Below are 14,693 nucleotides of genomic sequence, written 5' to 3' on the forward strand. Positions count from 1 at the left end.
AAAGTGGGCCCGACTACTGGCCCGCCTTCGCCTGCAGCGCCGCCTTGTTCGGATAGTCTGGCACCGTGGACAGCAGCTTCGCCCACAGCGCCTTGGCGCCCTTCGCGTCGCCCTTGGCCTGCAACGTGTCGCCCAGCTTCTCCACCGCCGCCGCGTCCGAGTTCACCGCCACGCCCCAGATGCGATCGCCCATCGGCCGCCCCAGCCCCACCATCGCCCACGCCATGCCCGCCTTCGCCCGGCCGTTGTTCGGCTGGAAGGGCACCACGCGCCGGTACACCCCCAGCGCATCCTCATAGCGCCCGCGCGCCAGGTGCTCCTCGCCCTCTTCCACAAGCTTCGCCAGCCCCGCTTCCAGCTCGGGCGTGCGCTCGGTGTTCTCGACGGCGTCGATCATCTCCTGCGTCAGCACCGGCATCCCATCCTTGCCCGTGCCTCCCGCCGGCTGTCCCGTCGCTCCCGCCATGGGCCCACCCATGCCGGCCGGCCCACCGGCCGCCATCGGCTGGGAACGACGGATGCGCCGCTCCTCCGCGCGCGCCAGCTTCCACTTCTCCCGTCCGCCCGCCTTCGCCGTCTCCTCGGCGAACTGGCTCAGCTGCCGCGCCAGCCCCGCCCGAGGCGAGTCCGGATGCACCGCCAGCAGCGCCTCGAAGCCGTCGTGCGCCGCCTGCAGAGCCTTCACGTCCTCGCCCTTCGTCTCGTACAGCACCGCCGAGCGCGAGAAGAGCGCCTCCTCGTTCGTTGGCGCCACCTCCAGCACTCGCCCGTACACCAGCAGCGCGCCCTCCGTGTCGCCCGTCAGGTAGAGCGCATTGCCACGCAGCAGCTCCACGTCCAGCACCGGCTCCAGCGCCGCTCGCGCGCAAGCCACCGCGCCCGCGGTGTCACCCTTCTTCGCGCGCTCCTCGGCCACCTTCCCCATCGCCTCCACCGCCGTCTCCGGGGTGAAGCCGCAGCCGGCCTCCTCCGCGGTCGGCACGGCCTGCTTGCCCAGCTTCTTGCGCTGCTCGAGGTACAGCTTGCGCGTGGCGATCGCCTTCTCCTCCGCCTGGAGGAAGTACGGCACCGCGTCCGCCGTCCGGCCGTTGGTGTAGTAGAGCTTGCCCAGCGAGGAGGCGATCTCGAACGTCTTGTCCCGCTTGCGCAGTCCCTCCGTGGAGTCGAGCTGCTTGAGCAGCTCCTCGGCGGTGGGCGGCGCCCTCCCCGTCCCGGACATGGGCGGGTGCCCCTGCGGCATCGCCCCCGTCTCGGAGGGCGTGGCCCCCTCGCTCCCCGTCATGGGGGGATGGCCCTCGGGCAGGCCATTCGAGCCCGCCCCCGAGCCCGTCATCGGCGGGTGCCCTTCGGGCATGCCGTTCGAGGCGCCAGGCAACGCGGGCGAAGCCTGGGTCCCTGGAGGAACAGGCGGGTGGTTGGGAGGAAGGTTGGAGGGCTGCGCGGCAAGCAGGGCCGCGGTCGCGAAGGCCAGGGAGAGGGTCATGACTCGGTCACCAGGGGGCTCGCCTCCGGCCATTGGGTGGCCACGAGCCTGCGGACGTCCTGCGGGGCGAGGTGGGAGAGCAGCTCCTTCACCGTCACGCGCAAGACTGGGTGTTGCAGTTCCGGGGCGAGCTCCACCAGCGGCTCGAGGGCGAAGCGGCGCTTGTGCAGTTCCAGGTGCGGCACCTGGAGGTTGGCATCCGCCACCACTTCGCCATCCCAGAGAAGAATGTCCAGATCGATGGGCCGAGGCCCCCACCGCACTCCCGAGCGCTGGCGGCCCAGGTCCTGCTCGATGCGCTGGAGGATGGTCAGCAGCCGCTGCGGAGGCAGGCCACAGTCCAGGGCCACCACGGCGTTGAGGTAGCGCGGCTGGGAAGGACCCACCGGCGCGCTATCGAATAAAGAGGAACAGCGCAGCACGGCCACCGCGTCGATGCGCGACAGCGCTTGAAGGGCGGCCACGAGGTGGCCCTCGCGGTCTCCCTCGTTGGATCCCAGACCGACGTAGACGTTGGCGCTCACGGCTCCATCTCAACCGGATTGGCCAGGGTTCCGATTCCCTCGATCTCCACTTCCACCGTATCCCCGGCCGCCAGCTTCCCCACCCCGGAGGGGGTACCCGTGCTTATCAGGTCCCCAGGCAGGAGCGTCATGATGTGGGAGATGAAGGATACCAGCGCCGCCGGCCCGAAGATCATGTCGGAGGTGCGGCTGTCCTGTCGCACCTCGCCATTGACGCGGCAGAGAATCCGCAGGTCCGCCGGAGACAGCCCCGTCACGGCCCACGGCCCGGCGCAGGCGAAGGTGTCGTAGCTCTTGGCGCGGGTGTGCTGCACCTCGCGGCGCTGGATGTCGCGCGCCGTCACGTCGTTGATGCAGGTGAGCCCCCAGATGGCGCGCGCGGCGGTGGCCTCGTCCACGTTCTTCAGGCGCTCGCCGATGACGAGCCCCAGCTCCGCCTCGTAATGCACCTCCTGACTCGCCTTGGGGATACGGATGGGCGAGCGCGGCGCGTTGAGCGCGGTGGAGGGCTTCATGAAGATGAGGGGCTCGGGCGGCACCGGCTTGCCCATCTCCTCGGCGTGCTTGCGGTAGTTCTGCCCGATGCACACCACCTTCGAGGCCTCGGAGGGCACCATCAGGCTGACCAGGCTCAGCGCGCGTCGCAGCCCCGTCTCCTTGCCACCCGCCCACGGCGCGGCGTTGAGCACGACGACTTCATTGCCTTCGATGCGGCCGTGCTGCGCGCGGCCCTCGTGGAAGAAGCGGCAGTAGCGTGTAGCGCTCATTTCACGTCCTCTTGAAGCCGAGCACGTCGGCCATGTCGTAGAGCCCCGGGCGCTGCGCCACCACCCAGCCCGCCGCCCGGAGCGCCCCCTTGGCGAACTGATCCCGGCTGGTGGCCCGGTGGGTGAGCTCCACACGCTCGCCCTCGCCGAAGAAGTAGACGGTGTGCTCACCCACCACATCACCGCCGCGAAGCGCCTGCACGCCGATCTCCTTCTGCGTGCGCGCCCCCACCGCCCCCTCCCGCGCCAGCACGAAGTCTTCCTTCGTGCGCCCCAGCGCTGAGGCGAGCACCTCCGCCAGCCGCAGCGCGGTGCCGGAGGGCGCATCCTTCTTCATCCGGTGGTGCGCCTCCAGCACCTCCACGTCGAAGCCCTCGCCCAACACCCGCGCCAGCTCCGAGGCCACCTGGATGACGACGTTGACGCCCACCGAGGTGTTGGGCGCGAGCACCACCGGAATGGAGCGAGCGCACGCGGCCACCACCTCGCGCGCCTGCGAAGTGAAGCCCGTGGAGCCGATCACCATCGGCACCCCACGCATCGCGCACAGCCGCGCGTGGTGAACGCTCGCCTCCGCGCCGGTGAAGTCGATGACCACCTGCGCGTCCGCCTCGAGCGCCCGATCCAGCTCATCCACCACCACCAGCCCCATCGGCTCGCCCTGGCGCGCGGCCACCGCCGCGTCCTGCCCCACCGAGGGGCTGCCGGGCCGTACCGTGGCGCCCACGACGGAGAACCCCGAGGTGGCGCGCGCAAGCCGCAGCAGCGTGCCGCCCATGCGGCCGGTGACACCGGTGATGACTGTACGCAGCATCGAAGGATTCCTCGGCGGAGGGGGCTTGCTCACAGCAGGTTCAGGTGCGACAGCTCCTCCCGGAGCCGCGCCGCGTTTGGCTCCGTCATCGGCGTCATCGGCAGGCGGATCTCCGGGCCGAAGACGCCCATCAGGTGCAGCGCCCACTTCACCGGGATGGGGTTGGACTCGATGAAGAGCAGCCGGTGCAGGTTGTTCATCCGCACCTGGAGCTCGCGCGCCTTGGCCAGCTCTCCCGCCCGCGCCGTCGCCACCAGGTCCGCCATCATCCGCGGCGCCACGTTGGCGGACACCGACACCACGCCCTTGCCGCCGCAGGCGATGAAGGGCAGCACCGTGAAGTCATCTCCCGACAGCAGCGTAATGCGCTCGCCGCACTTCTCCACCAGGTCCACCGCGCGAGCCATGTTCCCCGTGGCCTCCTTGAGGGCCACCACCTCGGGGATGTCCGCCATCCACATCAACGTCTCGGGCAGCAGGTCCACGCCCGTGCGACCTGGGACGTTGTAGGCGATGATCGGAAAGCCAGGGTGCGCGCGGGCAAGGGCCCGGTAGTGCTGCAGCAGGCCCGACTGCGTGGGCTTGTTGTAGTAGGGCGTGACGATGAGCGCGCCGTCCGCGCCCTGCTCGCGCACGGCCTTCATCGACTCGATCGTCTCCGCCGTGCTGTTGGAGCCCGCCCCCGCCACCACGGAGACCCGTCCGCGCGCCGCCTCCACCGCCACCTTCACCGTGCGGGCGCGCTCCTCCGCCGTCAGCGTCACCGCTTCACCCGTGGTGCCGATGGGCAGAATCACACTCGTGCCGCCGGCGATCTGCCGCTCGATGAGCGCTCGGTAGGCCTCTTCGTCGAGCTTCCCATCCCGGAAGGGGGTGGCAAGCGCCGTCATGGAGCCTTCGAAGGTCTTCATGGCGCCGCTTATACGTTCAGGCCCGCTCGCCGCGCCAGAGATCCTCGGGCTTCTCCCGCTCGCGCACCACCCGCCACGCCTCCCCGTTAACCATCACCTCGGCCGGCCGGGCACGCGAGTTGTAATTGGAAGCCATGCTCATCCCGTAAGCCCCGGCGCTCATCACCGCGTACAGCTCGCCCTGCCCCGGCAGCACCAGCGGGCGCGCCCGGGCCAGCACGTCGCTGGACTCGCACACCGGCCCCACCACGTCCACCTCGACGGCCTTGCCCCGCCGCTTCACCACGGGCTGCAGGGCGTGGTGCGCCTCGTAGAGCGCCGGGCGGATGAGATCGTTCATCCCCACGTCCACCACCACGAACTGCTTGGTGGGCGTCTGCTTGCGGTACAGCACCCGGGTGAGCAGCACCCCGGCGTTGCCCACCAGCACCCGCCCCGGCTCGAGGATGAGGGTGGCGCCGGTACCCTCCACCGCCTTGAGCACGGTGCTCGCGTACTCCTGGGGCGAGGGCGGAGTCTCGTCCGCGTAGGTGATTCCCAGGCCGCCGCCGATGTCCAGGTACTCCAGCGGATGGCCCTGCTCGCGCAGCTCGCTGTAGAGCCCCGCCACCTTGGAGAGCGCCGCGCGCATGGGCGAGGCCTGGGTGAGCTGCGAGCCGATGTGGCAGTCCAGGCCCACCGCCTTCAGGCCCTTCATCTTCCGGGCGCGGGCGTAGAGGGCCACCGCCTCCTCGAAGGGCACGCCGAACTTGGACGTCTTCAGGCCCGTGGCGATGTACCGGTGGGTGCGCGCGTCCACGTCCGGGTTGACGCGCAGTGCGAACGGGGCGCGGCGCTTGAGCCGGCGGCCCACCGCGTCGAGCACCTCCAGCTCCTCGGCGCTCTCCACGTTGAACATGAGGATGCCGGCGTCCAGCGCCTGCTCCATCTCCTCGGGCGTCTTGCCCACCCCGGCGAACACCGCCTTCGCCACGTCCCCGCCAGCCTGCCGCACGCGGGCCAGCTCGCCACCGGAGACGATGTCGAAGCCACTGCCCTGCTCGGCGAACAGCCGCAGCACCGCCAGGGTGCTGTTGGCCTTCACCGAGTAGCAGATGAGGTGCGGGCGCGAGTACGCCGAGAAGGCCTCCGTCACCACCTGGAAGTGCCGGGTGAGCGTGGCGGCGGAGTACACGTAGGTGGGCGTGCCCACCGCGTCGGCGATGGCGGCCAGCGGAACGTCTTCCGCGTGCAGCGCGCCACGCCGGTAGTTGAAGTGGTTCACAGTCCTGCGTCCGGCGAGGAGCCCGGGGCAGCGGGCTCGTGAGGGTTGCGCGGAGGCTCCAGCGGCGGGCGCGGCTCCGCCGGGGGCGGCGGCTGCGGCGCGGTCTCCGAGGGGGGAGGCGGCGGAGGCTCCGGCGGACGAGGGGGGCCCTTGATGCCACAGGCCACCCCCAGGAGCAGCAGCCCCGTGAGCACGACGAGGCCGCGAGAGAGGCGGAGCATGCGCGCGGCCTAGAAGCGGATGCCGAGCGTGCCGCGCAGCGCCTGCGCCGTCTCGAAGTCCGGGCGGTTGATGGCGTCCGGAGGCTGCTGCAGGCCGCTCATGGGGAAGAAGATGCCCCAGGAGAGCCCGGCGACGAACCCGTCCTCCGTCTCGTAGCGGGCGCCCACGTCCACCTCCACGCCCAGCGCGGTGCTGGAGGTGGACGGGGTGGACTCGGCATAGAGCGCCTGCGAGTAGATGAGGGCGCCGAACAGGTCGAAGCCATCCGCCAGCGAGTACTTCGCCGAGGGCTTCACGTAGACGGCGTCGGTGACGGTGCCGATCAGCTCGCGCCAGAGGATGAGGTCCGGACGGAAGGCGCGGTTGAAGCGGAAGTTGCGGATGGCGTTGTCGCTGCAGCCGCCCACGCCGCAGGCGTACTGGGCGCCCTGGAGCGTGGTGGAGCCGTCCTCGTTCTGCACCTGGCGCGAGTAGTTGCCGAAGCCCGACGCCTTGTCACCCGAGGCGACGCCCACCTCCATGCCCAGGTTCAGGTTGCCGTTGAGCAGCTTGTACTCCGCCTGCGCCACGCCGCCGAACTGCAGCACGCGCAGCGACTGGTTGCGCGTCGGGTCGTTCGCGTCCCCCGCCGCCAGCGCCCGGTTGCCGATGGTGCCGTACACCGCGGCGAGCTCCACCTCCACGCGGAACAGGCGCTCCTCGTAGCGCAGCCACAGGTCCGGCACGTACAGCGTGGCGTCCCGGGGCACGAAGGCCGGAGAGGCCGGGTCCGCGTTCGTCACGTCCCAGCGCTGCGTGCGGTAGGTGAAGTGCAGGCCGTAGTTGAGCACGCCCAGGTTGTTCTCCAGCTTGGCCCGGGCCTGCTGGTCCGTATCGCGCCGGGCGATGGCCAGCACGTAGCTGTGGCTGTCGTCCGACTGGGACAGGTCCACCGGCTCGCCCACCTGGCCGTGCGGCCCGCCGGAGACGCCCTCCGAGTTGAAGTCGATCATCGGCGTCACGTAGAAGCCGGTGAAGGGCTCGGTGACGAACTGCACGCGGTCCACGTTGTCGCCGAAGTCGCAGTCCAGGCAGTTGCCGTCATTGCGCAGCATGCCCAGGCCCCAGTGGCTGCCCATGCGGCCGAAGCGCAGGATACCGACTGGGGTGCTCACCTCGCCGTAGGCGCGCTTCAGGGAGATGGAGTCCTTCAGGGCGTTGACGGCCGAGGTGGGCGGGTCCTGGCTCTCGGAGAAGATGGTGAAGACGTCGTTCTCGCCGCCGCCCGGGGTGGAGCCCAGCAGGATGTTGTCCAGCAGGTCCACCTGCAGCTTGAGGCGCACCTCCTCGGAGACGTTGAAGGTAGGCTCCATGCGCACGCGCATGTTGGCGCCCGCCTGGGTGTTGTCCGAGGCCGCGCGCGGCGAGCGCGGGAACAGCTCGGTGCCCAGCGGCTTGCCCAGGTCGAACTTGTAATAGAGGTTGGGCCGCAGGCGCAGGTAGCCGTCCAGGGTGAACAGCTCCAGCTTGCGCCGCTCCTCCGTCCACTCCTGCTGCCAGTCGGAGGACAGGGACTGGGTGGCCATCTGGGCGCGGATCTCCTCGCGCATCTCCTGCTTGGCCTGCTCCAGGCGGCGCTCCAGCTCGGCCTGCATCTCCGGAGTGAGCTCGGCGGCGGGGGCAGCGGCGGCAGGGGCCGGCGAAGGGGTTGCGGGCTGGGCGGACGCGGGCGTCCCGCTCTCGGGCACCGGCGTCGCCGGGGACGTCTGGGCGGTGGCCGTGGCGGAGGCGACGAGCAGCGCCGCCAGCAGGACGTGGGACATGGGCACGTTTCTCCGGGACCGCACGGGGCGGCAGAGTCAAGAGGGCGGGCGAGTTAAGCCACGGGGGGGAGGGGTGTCAACGTCAACCACACCAAGCCTTCCCAGCGGTCAACGCCTGGGCGGGGGCGTGGAGCGCTTCCGGACCCTGCCCCCCTTGGGTTGACACTTCGGACAGGAGTGGGTGGTACGGCCCCCCTGGGGGAAGGATTCCACCCGAGCGCCGCACTTGGAGCAGGGGCCTCCGGCCCGCCCGTACACCAGGAACGGGTTCTCCGAGGTGCGCTCCTCCAGATAGATGGGCTCCTCGCCCTGCTCTTCCGCCAGGGCGGTGGCGAACGTCTCGTGGATGGCCTGGGTGAGGGCCTCCCACTCCGCGGGCTTGAGGGTGGAGGGCTTTCGCGCTGGGTGAATACCCGCGCGGAAGAGCGCCTCGGCGGCGTAGATGTTGCCCAGGCCGGCGATGCGCTCCTGGTCCATCAGCGCCACCTTGATGTCCTGCCGCGAACTCCCCACCTCCTCCTTCAACTGCTCCGCGGTGAGCCCGTCCACCAGCGGGTCCCTCCCCAGGAGCTTCACGGCCTCCAGCTGGCGCAGGCGCTCGGCGGGAGCGGGCTCCATGCGCCCGAAGAGGCGGGGGTCCCTCAGGTGGATGACGAAGCCATCATCCAGGTGGAAGCGGGCGCGGCTGTAGGGCTCCACGTGCCCCTCCGGGCGCCGGACGAACTTGCCCGTCATGCCCAGGTGGGCCAGCAGCCCACGCCCTCCCTCGAAGGTGAGCAGCAGGTATTTGCCCTTGCGATCCAGCGCCTCGACGCGCCCCGTCAGCTCGGAGAACTTCGCGCGCCGGGCCCCCCGGAAGACACGGGTGGCGTCCGCCTCGGCCCTTAGCACGCGGTGGTCCTGAAACCAACGTGCCAGGTTGCGTCTGGCGATCTCTACCTCAGGGAGCTCAGGCATCGATCGCGCCACATACCACCGTGGGCGGCGGCCGTGCATTTCTTACTTGTTGGGGCGCGTACACCCGCGAGAAGTTGAGCGCGCCAAACGCGGGCACTTCTTTTAAAGAAGGCGCCCTCATCTCATCTCACTCCAGCACGGGAGGCCGTATGGCCGACAAGAAGTACACGCCGATGCAGTTCGGACACCTCAAGGGGCTCAAGGGCATCAGCGACGCGGTGCTCGAGGTGCATTTCAAGCTGTACGAGGGCTACGTCAACCGGACCAACAAGCTGACCGAGACGCTCGCGGGGCTGGCCGCCAAGGGTGAGGCGGCGGGCACCAACCCGGCTTACGCGGAGATGACCCGCCGGTTGGGCTTCGAGTACAACGGCATGGTCCTGCACGAGTACTACTTCGGCAACCTGAAGCCGGGTGGCAGCGGTGGCACCGCGCCGGCGAACCTGAAGAAGGCGATGGAGGAGAGCTTCGGCTCCTTCGAGACGTGGCTGGCGGACTTCCGCGCCATCGCGACCATGCCGGGCATCGGCTGGGCGGTGACGTTCCAGGATCCGCGCACCGGGTGGCTGTCCAACCACTGGATCACCCTGCACGAGACGAACAACATCGCCGGCTACATGCCCATCATCGTCCTGGACGCGTGGGAGCACGCCTTCGTGCCGGACTACAAGGCCAACGAGCGCGCCAAGTACGTGGACGCCTACTTCTCCAACATCGACTACGACGCGGCCGAGGCCCGGCTGAAGAAGTAGTCCGGGGCGCGAAGTCCCACGAAGCAAGCGCGGCGGGCGGGCCTCTCTCCGGGGCCTTCCCGCCGCTGTGTTTTGTTCACTCAGGCTCAGCGCAGCCGGTAGACGGTCGTCTCCCCTTCCACGCCCTTGAGCAGGGCCCGCTCACGCGTGGCGCTCAGCGCCGCGGCGCGGATGATGTCCTGGGCACCTGGAGCCCCGTACACCGGCTCGGTGATGGCGATCTCGTCCGCGCTGGCCACGCCCTGCACCCGGGCGGCCAGGTTCACCGTCTGGCCGAAGTAGTCCAGCCGCTCGTTGAGCTCCACGGCGATGCAGGGGCCGGAGTGCAGGCCCACCTTGAGCTGGAGCTTCACGCCCTCGCGGCTGACGCGGCGCACCTCGCGCGTCATGGCGGTGGCCGCCTCCAACGCGGGGGTGGGCTCGGCGAAGCTGGCCATCACCGCGTCTCCAATGGTCTTCACCATGGAGCCGCCGCGCTCGGCGATGATGTCTCGCAGCACGCCGAAGTGCTCGCGCACCAGCCCGTAGGCGCGGAAGTCGCCGATGCGCTCATAGAGCTCGGTGGAGCCCTTCAGGTCCGTGAAGAGCACCGTGAGCGACTTGAACTCGAGGCCCCCCTCGGAGGGGATGCTCTCGGCGCGGAACAGCTCGCGGAAGGTCTGGTGCGTCACCAGCCGCTTGCCGCTGAAGTAGCGCCGCAGGGGGGGAGTGGACACCGTCTCGGCGCTGCAAGACATCTCGGCCCGGGGGACCCAGAACTTCAGCAGCGCCACCCGGACCGGCGCGGAGTTGCGGTTGTGGAGCGACACGGAGACCTCGCCCTCCCGCACCTGCACCTCGCCCGGCAACAGCCGGCCATCCAGCAGCTCCGCGTCCACGTGGCTCGTGCGGGACTCCGGGGTCGGCACCAGCTCGCACCACAGGTGATGCAGCGGCGCGGCCAGGAAGTAGGTCTGCCCTGGCTCCATCTTCGCGCTGAAGCGGTGGACGCCGCCGGGAGGAAGCGTCGCCGAGTCGAGCACGGAGTCGCCCACGAGCCGGCGGATGTCCTCCGGGAGGGTGCGACTCTGGGAGAACATCAGCGACAGCAGGTCCTTGCGCAGGTCCAGCAACTCGGGCTGGTGGAAGCGGATGCGGCGCACGGAGGGAGCCACGCTGAAGGCCACCTCCATGTTGTCATCCCCCGTCTCGATGCTGACGCGGCACATGTGGCAGTCACGCGTCCGCTGGAGCGAGCGCAGCGCGGAGGGCGTGGTGAGGAAGGACGCACAGCCGGGACACAGCACGCCCCAGGTGAACTCCAGGATGCCGGCGTGGGTGGCACGCAGGAACAGGTCGATGGCCTCATTCTCGGGGACGCCCTGCTCCTCGGCGAAGTGCAGGGGACTCATCCGGAAGAGGGCCTCCTCGGAGGAGGTCTCGAGAAAGCGCGCGAAGCGTTCGATCGTCTCGGGACGGGACCGGGGGTAGGAGCGAAGCACCTCAAGGCGGTTTTCGAGCGCGACGGACATGGGGCGCCCATCGTAATCGCCACCTGTCCGCGCCGCATGACTGTTCCCCCAGCAGCCAGGCAGGCGCCCGGAAGCTGGGGGTAGGCCCCCCTGGGACCGGGGCCATCAGGAGCGCTTCGGTTCCCCCTTGCCCCGACGAGACCGCACGGCCCCGGGGTCTACCTGCCGTCGCTCCCGAGCCTCCTTGGCGGCCATGGGGCGGAAGCGCAGCGAGCCCTGAGAAGGAAGGGCCCGACCCGCTTGATGGGGCTTGGGCAGCCCCTGGCGCAGCGCGGCGATGCCCTCCTCGATTCGGCGGAAGACCTCGGCGCGGCCCTCGAGCTCCTCGGGCGACGCCTCCTGCTCCCGGGAGGGCTCGGGGGTGGCGATGCGCGACTGGGCCCGGGCGCGCCGCTCCAGGAAGGACAACAGCCGCTCCCGGTGGGTGTCGTTGTAGCGGCGCGGCTCGAAGGAGGTGGACTGCGACTCGATGAGGCGCTGCACCATCTGCAATTCCTGCTCGTTGGGGCGAGGCCCCGCCACGGCCAGCTCCGGCAGCGTGTCCTGGGAGACCATCTCGTCGGCGTAGTGCAGCGTGGACAGGGCCAGCCCGCGGCCGTAGGGGCGCACCACGCACAGGTGCCCCTTGTGGCGCATCACCAGCCGCCCAAGGCCCACCCTCCCCGAGCGGCGCAGCGCCTCGACGAGCAGGCCGTACTGGCGCTCGGCCCCCACCTCCGGCACGAGGTGGAAGGCGCCCGCGTAGAACATGGGGTCGATCTCTCCCAGCTCCACGAAGTCCTCCAGCTCGATGGTGCGGCTGGACTTCGGGTCGAACGCCTCCAGCTCTCCGCGCGTCACCTCCACGTACTGGCCGCGCCGCAGCTCGTAGCCCTTCACCACGTGCTCGTAGGGCACCTCCTCGCCGTCGGCCGAGCACACGCGCTTCTGCTGGACGCGCGCTCCGTCCGCGTCATGGAGCAGGTGGAATTGCACCTGCTTGGGCTCCACCGCGGCGTAGAGCCGCACCGGCAGGTGGACCAGACCAAAGCTCAGCGAGCCGACCCAGCAGGAACGTGACATCTCTTGGCCTCCCGGCGCCCGTACGCGGAGCGCCGCTTCCTAAGGTCCATCCCAGGCGGGGTGACGACAAGGAAGGCCGGGCTCCCCGGTGGAGCCCCAACCAGGGGGCCAGGCCCGACCGAGCGTTGCATAGCCGCCATCGAGCGCGCGTCCCAGCCGTGGTGACGAAAACAGAGGCTTGCCGCCGGGCGAGCCCCCGACTACGAGTCGGGCGCTTCAACACGCGGCGTCATGAAAGGAAGACACACTCCTATGCAGCGGATCCTCTCGTTATTCCTGGGCATCACCCTGGCGGTGGGCTTCGGCACGGGCTGCGCGAAGCAGCGCATCCGCGCGGAGAAGGCCATCGCGCAGACGTTCATCTCGGATGAGCAGGAGGAGCAGATCGGCCAGCAGGTAAAGCAGGAGCTGGAGCAGAAGGAGAAGATCCAGTACGTGCAGGACCAGGCGGTGGTGGACTACGTGAACCGGGTCGCGCTGCCCATCCTCCAGGCGGCCAACCGGGACCGCAAGGGCGTGAAGTGGAAGATCCACGTCATCAATGATCCGAAGACGGTGAACGCCTTCGCCACGCCGGGCGGCTACCTGTACGTGTACACGGGGCTCATCCTGGCCTCGGACAACGAGGCGGAGCTGGCGGGCGTGCTGGCACACGAGGCGGGCCACGTGGTGGGTCGGCACTCGGCGCGGGCGATGGTGAACGCCTACGGCCTCCAGGCGCTGAGCGAGCTGGCGCTGGGCAAGAACCCGGGCACGGCGGCGCAGATCGCCACGCAGCTGGTGGGCGGCGGCGCGATGCTGGCGCACGGCCGCAGCGAGGAGACCGAGGCGGACGAGTACGGAGCGCGCTACACCACGGCGGCGAACTACGATCCGCGGGGCCTGGTGACCTTCTTCCAGAAGCTGCAGGCGAAGGAGGGCAACACGCCGGGCGTGCTGAAGTGGCTGAGCACGCACCCCACGAGCGCCGATCGCGTGCAGCACCTGGAGGGGTATATCTCCCAGAACGGGCTGCGCGGCACGGAGCTGGGGGCCGATCGGATCGCCCCCATCAAGCAGAAGCTGGGCGGCCGCTAACGGCGTGCGGCCTACCGCCTCCGTCCGGGGGTAACCTCGGGGAGCGTGCTGCAAGCCGCCTACTCATGGGGTAGGATGGCCGTTGGGGGAGGAGCCTGTCCCCTCCCCCAAGGCCACGGATGGACACCCCGCACGCACCCGAGCTGCACCCCGCCTCGATCCCCACCGGCACGCAGCTGGCCTACTGGCGCGTGGTGGGCTGGCACGGTCGAGGCACCCACGGCACGGTCTACAAAGCCGTCAGCACCCTGGACGCGAAGGCCGCTCCCGTGGCCATCAAGCTGGCGGTCACTCCCGAGGATCCACGCTTCGAGCGAGAGGTGTCCCTGCTGTCAGCCCTCCATCACCCTCACGTGCCGGCGCTGCACGCGCACGGGCTCTGGCGACAGGGCCCTCGCAACTATCCGTACATCGTCATGCAGTGGGTGGAGGGAGCACCGCTCTACGAATGGGCTGCGGCGCGGCGTGTCTCCTCCCGTCAGGCCATGCGGGTGCTGGCGCAGGTGGCGCGAGCGCTGGAGGCCACCCACGCGGCCCGCTGCATCCACCGAAACGTGAAGGGCGACAACATCCTGGTGCGCGAGGATGGCCATGCCTTCCTGATGGACTTTGGCGCGGGGCAACACGTAGGTGCGCCACGGCCCGCGTGGGAGCCCCTGCTTCCAGGCACGGGCGTCTACCGCAGCCCCGAGGCCTGGAGCTTCTGGTTCGAGTTCGTCGATGAGCCGAGCTCCCAATACCCGGCTGAGCCAGAGGATGATCTCTTCGCGCTGGGAGTCATCGCCTACCGACTCGTGACGGGGCAATACCCTCCCTCCACGGATCCCACGAAGAGTGCCTCGTATGTCTGGTACGCGCCGAGCCCCGGCCCGCGCGATCCCTTGGCGCTCAACTTCCGTGTGGATCCCCAACTCAACGCGCTCATCTTACGAATGCTGTGTGTGCGCCCCAGGGACAGGGGTACGGCCCGGGAGCTGGCGACCTTGCTGGAGCAGGAGGCCGAGCACGCCGGGCCTCGGGCGGATCTGCCCTTGTTCGAAGAGGTGCGCGAAGCGCCTCCCATCGCTCCCAGCCCCTGGAACTGGAGGCCTCGGCACGCCCTGGCCTCGGTGCTGCTTCTCTTCGCGCTTGGCGCCCTGTGGGCGATCCACGAGCCTACGGAGGAGGAGCCCGAGGCCCCTACCGTCGCAGCGGCCGACAGCCAGGTCATGGACTCCAGGGATGGAGGTACCACGGAGCTGGCCGACGAAGTCCTCACCGCGCCCGTACGGAAGGAGGAGCTTGCACGCGTCTTGCCGATGATCACCCTGGACCTGCCCCAGAAGCCGCTGCCCGGACAGCGTCGGCCAGATGGCTCAGGCAAGTGCCGACGCGGGAAGCAGGAGTTCGCCATCAACGGCGGGTGCTGGATCCGAGCCGTGGATGTGCAACCTCCTTGCACCGATGATGAGTATCAGTGGGGAGATGGCTGCTACTACCCCGCGTACAACACGCCTCGGGAGCCCACGTCGAACCCGCCCAAGTCGCACCCGCCGCCCCCCTGATCG

Annotated in this window: 14 protein-coding genes; 3 read left to right on the forward strand and 11 right to left on the reverse strand. The window is 69.8% G+C overall.

The window, feature by feature from the left end:
- Positions 1–13 precede the first annotated feature (13 nt).
- From SYV04_RS36505 to mutM, 9 genes are all read right to left on the reverse strand, one after another.
- Complete coding sequence (locus tag SYV04_RS36505) at positions 14–1,483, reverse strand: hypothetical protein (RefSeq protein WP_321550660.1); 1,470 nt, start codon at positions 1,481–1,483, stop codon at positions 14–16.
- Positions 1,480–2,007, reverse strand: a complete 528-nt coding sequence (folK, locus tag SYV04_RS36510) for a 2-amino-4-hydroxy-6-hydroxymethyldihydropteridine diphosphokinase (protein ID WP_321550661.1) — start codon at positions 2,005–2,007, stop codon at positions 1,480–1,482. The genes SYV04_RS36505 and folK overlap by 4 nt, the downstream gene beginning before the upstream one ends.
- Positions 2,004–2,774 carry a fumarylacetoacetate hydrolase family protein gene (locus tag SYV04_RS36515; protein WP_321550662.1) on the reverse strand — a complete coding sequence of 257 codons (771 nt, stop codon included), beginning with the start codon at positions 2,772–2,774 and terminating at the stop codon, positions 2,004–2,006. Before SYV04_RS36515 ends, folK begins: the two co-directional genes overlap by 4 nt.
- A gap of 1 nt (position 2,775) precedes the next feature.
- Complete coding sequence (dapB, locus tag SYV04_RS36520) at positions 2,776–3,588, reverse strand: 4-hydroxy-tetrahydrodipicolinate reductase (RefSeq protein ID WP_321550663.1); 813 nt, start codon at positions 3,586–3,588, stop codon at positions 2,776–2,778.
- 29 nt (positions 3,589–3,617) lie between these two features.
- On the reverse strand, positions 3,618–4,499 hold the full coding sequence (gene dapA / locus SYV04_RS36525) for a 4-hydroxy-tetrahydrodipicolinate synthase (protein WP_321550664.1): 882 nt from the start codon (positions 4,497–4,499) through the stop codon (positions 3,618–3,620).
- A gap of 16 nt (positions 4,500–4,515) precedes the next feature.
- Positions 4,516–5,763 carry a diaminopimelate decarboxylase gene (lysA, locus tag SYV04_RS36530; RefSeq protein WP_321550665.1) on the reverse strand — a complete coding sequence of 416 codons (1,248 nt, stop codon included), beginning with the start codon at positions 5,761–5,763 and terminating at the stop codon, positions 4,516–4,518.
- On the reverse strand, positions 5,760–5,984 hold the full coding sequence (locus SYV04_RS36535; protein WP_321550666.1) for a hypothetical protein: 225 nt from the start codon (positions 5,982–5,984) through the stop codon (positions 5,760–5,762). Before SYV04_RS36535 ends, lysA begins: the two co-directional genes overlap by 4 nt.
- Before the next feature lie 9 nt (positions 5,985–5,993).
- Positions 5,994–7,787 carry a TIGR04551 family protein gene (locus SYV04_RS36540; RefSeq protein WP_321550667.1) on the reverse strand — a complete coding sequence of 598 codons (1,794 nt, stop codon included), beginning with the start codon at positions 7,785–7,787 and terminating at the stop codon, positions 5,994–5,996.
- 108 nt (positions 7,788–7,895) lie between these two features.
- Complete coding sequence (mutM, locus tag SYV04_RS36545; RefSeq protein ID WP_321550668.1) at positions 7,896–8,744, reverse strand: bifunctional DNA-formamidopyrimidine glycosylase/DNA-(apurinic or apyrimidinic site) lyase; 849 nt, start codon at positions 8,742–8,744, stop codon at positions 7,896–7,898.
- Positions 8,745–8,893: 149 nt separating this feature from the next.
- On the opposite strand from mutM, the gene SYV04_RS36550 reads away from it, so the two are divergent.
- On the forward strand, positions 8,894–9,496 hold the full coding sequence (locus SYV04_RS36550; RefSeq protein ID WP_321550669.1) for a superoxide dismutase: 603 nt from the start codon (positions 8,894–8,896) through the stop codon (positions 9,494–9,496).
- 86 nt (positions 9,497–9,582) lie between these two features.
- On the opposite strand, the gene SYV04_RS36555 is transcribed toward SYV04_RS36550, so the two are convergent.
- Both SYV04_RS36555 and ku read right to left on the reverse strand, forming a co-directional pair.
- Positions 9,583–11,007, reverse strand: coding sequence for an adenylate/guanylate cyclase domain-containing protein (locus tag SYV04_RS36555; protein ID WP_321550670.1), 1,425 nt, complete (start codon positions 11,005–11,007; stop codon positions 9,583–9,585).
- Between the two features lie 105 nt (positions 11,008–11,112).
- Complete coding sequence (gene ku, locus SYV04_RS36560; RefSeq protein ID WP_321550671.1) at positions 11,113–12,069, reverse strand: non-homologous end joining protein Ku; 957 nt, start codon at positions 12,067–12,069, stop codon at positions 11,113–11,115.
- A 252-nt stretch (positions 12,070–12,321) separates the two neighbouring features.
- On the opposite strand from ku, the gene SYV04_RS36565 reads away from it, so the two are divergent.
- Both SYV04_RS36565 and SYV04_RS36570 read left to right on the forward strand, forming a co-directional pair.
- The gene (locus SYV04_RS36565; protein ID WP_321550672.1) at positions 12,322–13,146 is read left to right on the forward strand and encodes a M48 family metallopeptidase; all 825 of its coding nucleotides are present in this window, start codon (positions 12,322–12,324) and stop codon (positions 13,144–13,146) included.
- 119 nt (positions 13,147–13,265) lie between these two features.
- Entirely contained in the window at positions 13,266–14,690 is a 1,425-nt protein-coding gene (locus SYV04_RS36570; protein WP_321550673.1) for a serine/threonine-protein kinase, read from the forward strand.
- Positions 14,691–14,693: the final 3 nt, after the last annotated feature.

The sequence above is a fragment of the Hyalangium ruber genome (genome assembly GCF_034259325.1).
Taxonomy (GTDB): domain Bacteria; phylum Myxococcota; class Myxococcia; order Myxococcales; family Myxococcaceae; genus Hyalangium_A; species Hyalangium_A rubrum.

Coding starts and splice junctions, on each gene's coding strand:
- SYV04_RS36505 (WP_321550660.1), bottom strand. CDS start 1,483: ATGACCCTCTCCCTGGCCTTCGCGACCGCGGCCCTGCTTGCCGCGCAG.
- SYV04_RS36515 (WP_321550662.1), bottom strand. CDS start 2,774: ATGAGCGCTACACGCTACTGCCGCTTCTTCCACGAGGGCCGCGCGCAG.
- dapB (WP_321550663.1), bottom strand. CDS start 3,588: ATGCTGCGTACAGTCATCACCGGTGTCACCGGCCGCATGGGCGGCACG.
- dapA (WP_321550664.1), bottom strand. CDS start 4,499: ATGAAGACCTTCGAAGGCTCCATGACGGCGCTTGCCACCCCCTTCCGG.
- SYV04_RS36535 (WP_321550666.1), bottom strand. CDS start 5,984: ATGCTCCGCCTCTCTCGCGGCCTCGTCGTGCTCACGGGGCTGCTGCTC.
- SYV04_RS36540 (WP_321550667.1), bottom strand. CDS start 7,787: ATGTCCCACGTCCTGCTGGCGGCGCTGCTCGTCGCCTCCGCCACGGCC.
- mutM (WP_321550668.1), bottom strand. CDS start 8,744: ATGCCTGAGCTCCCTGAGGTAGAGATCGCCAGACGCAACCTGGCACGT.
- SYV04_RS36550 (WP_321550669.1), top strand. CDS start 8,894: ATGGCCGACAAGAAGTACACGCCGATGCAGTTCGGACACCTCAAGGGG.
- SYV04_RS36555 (WP_321550670.1), bottom strand. CDS start 11,007: ATGTCCGTCGCGCTCGAAAACCGCCTTGAGGTGCTTCGCTCCTACCCC.
- ku (WP_321550671.1), bottom strand. CDS start 12,069: ATGTCACGTTCCTGCTGGGTCGGCTCGCTGAGCTTTGGTCTGGTCCAC.
- SYV04_RS36565 (WP_321550672.1), top strand. CDS start 12,322: ATGCAGCGGATCCTCTCGTTATTCCTGGGCATCACCCTGGCGGTGGGC.
- SYV04_RS36570 (WP_321550673.1), top strand. CDS start 13,266: ATGGACACCCCGCACGCACCCGAGCTGCACCCCGCCTCGATCCCCACC.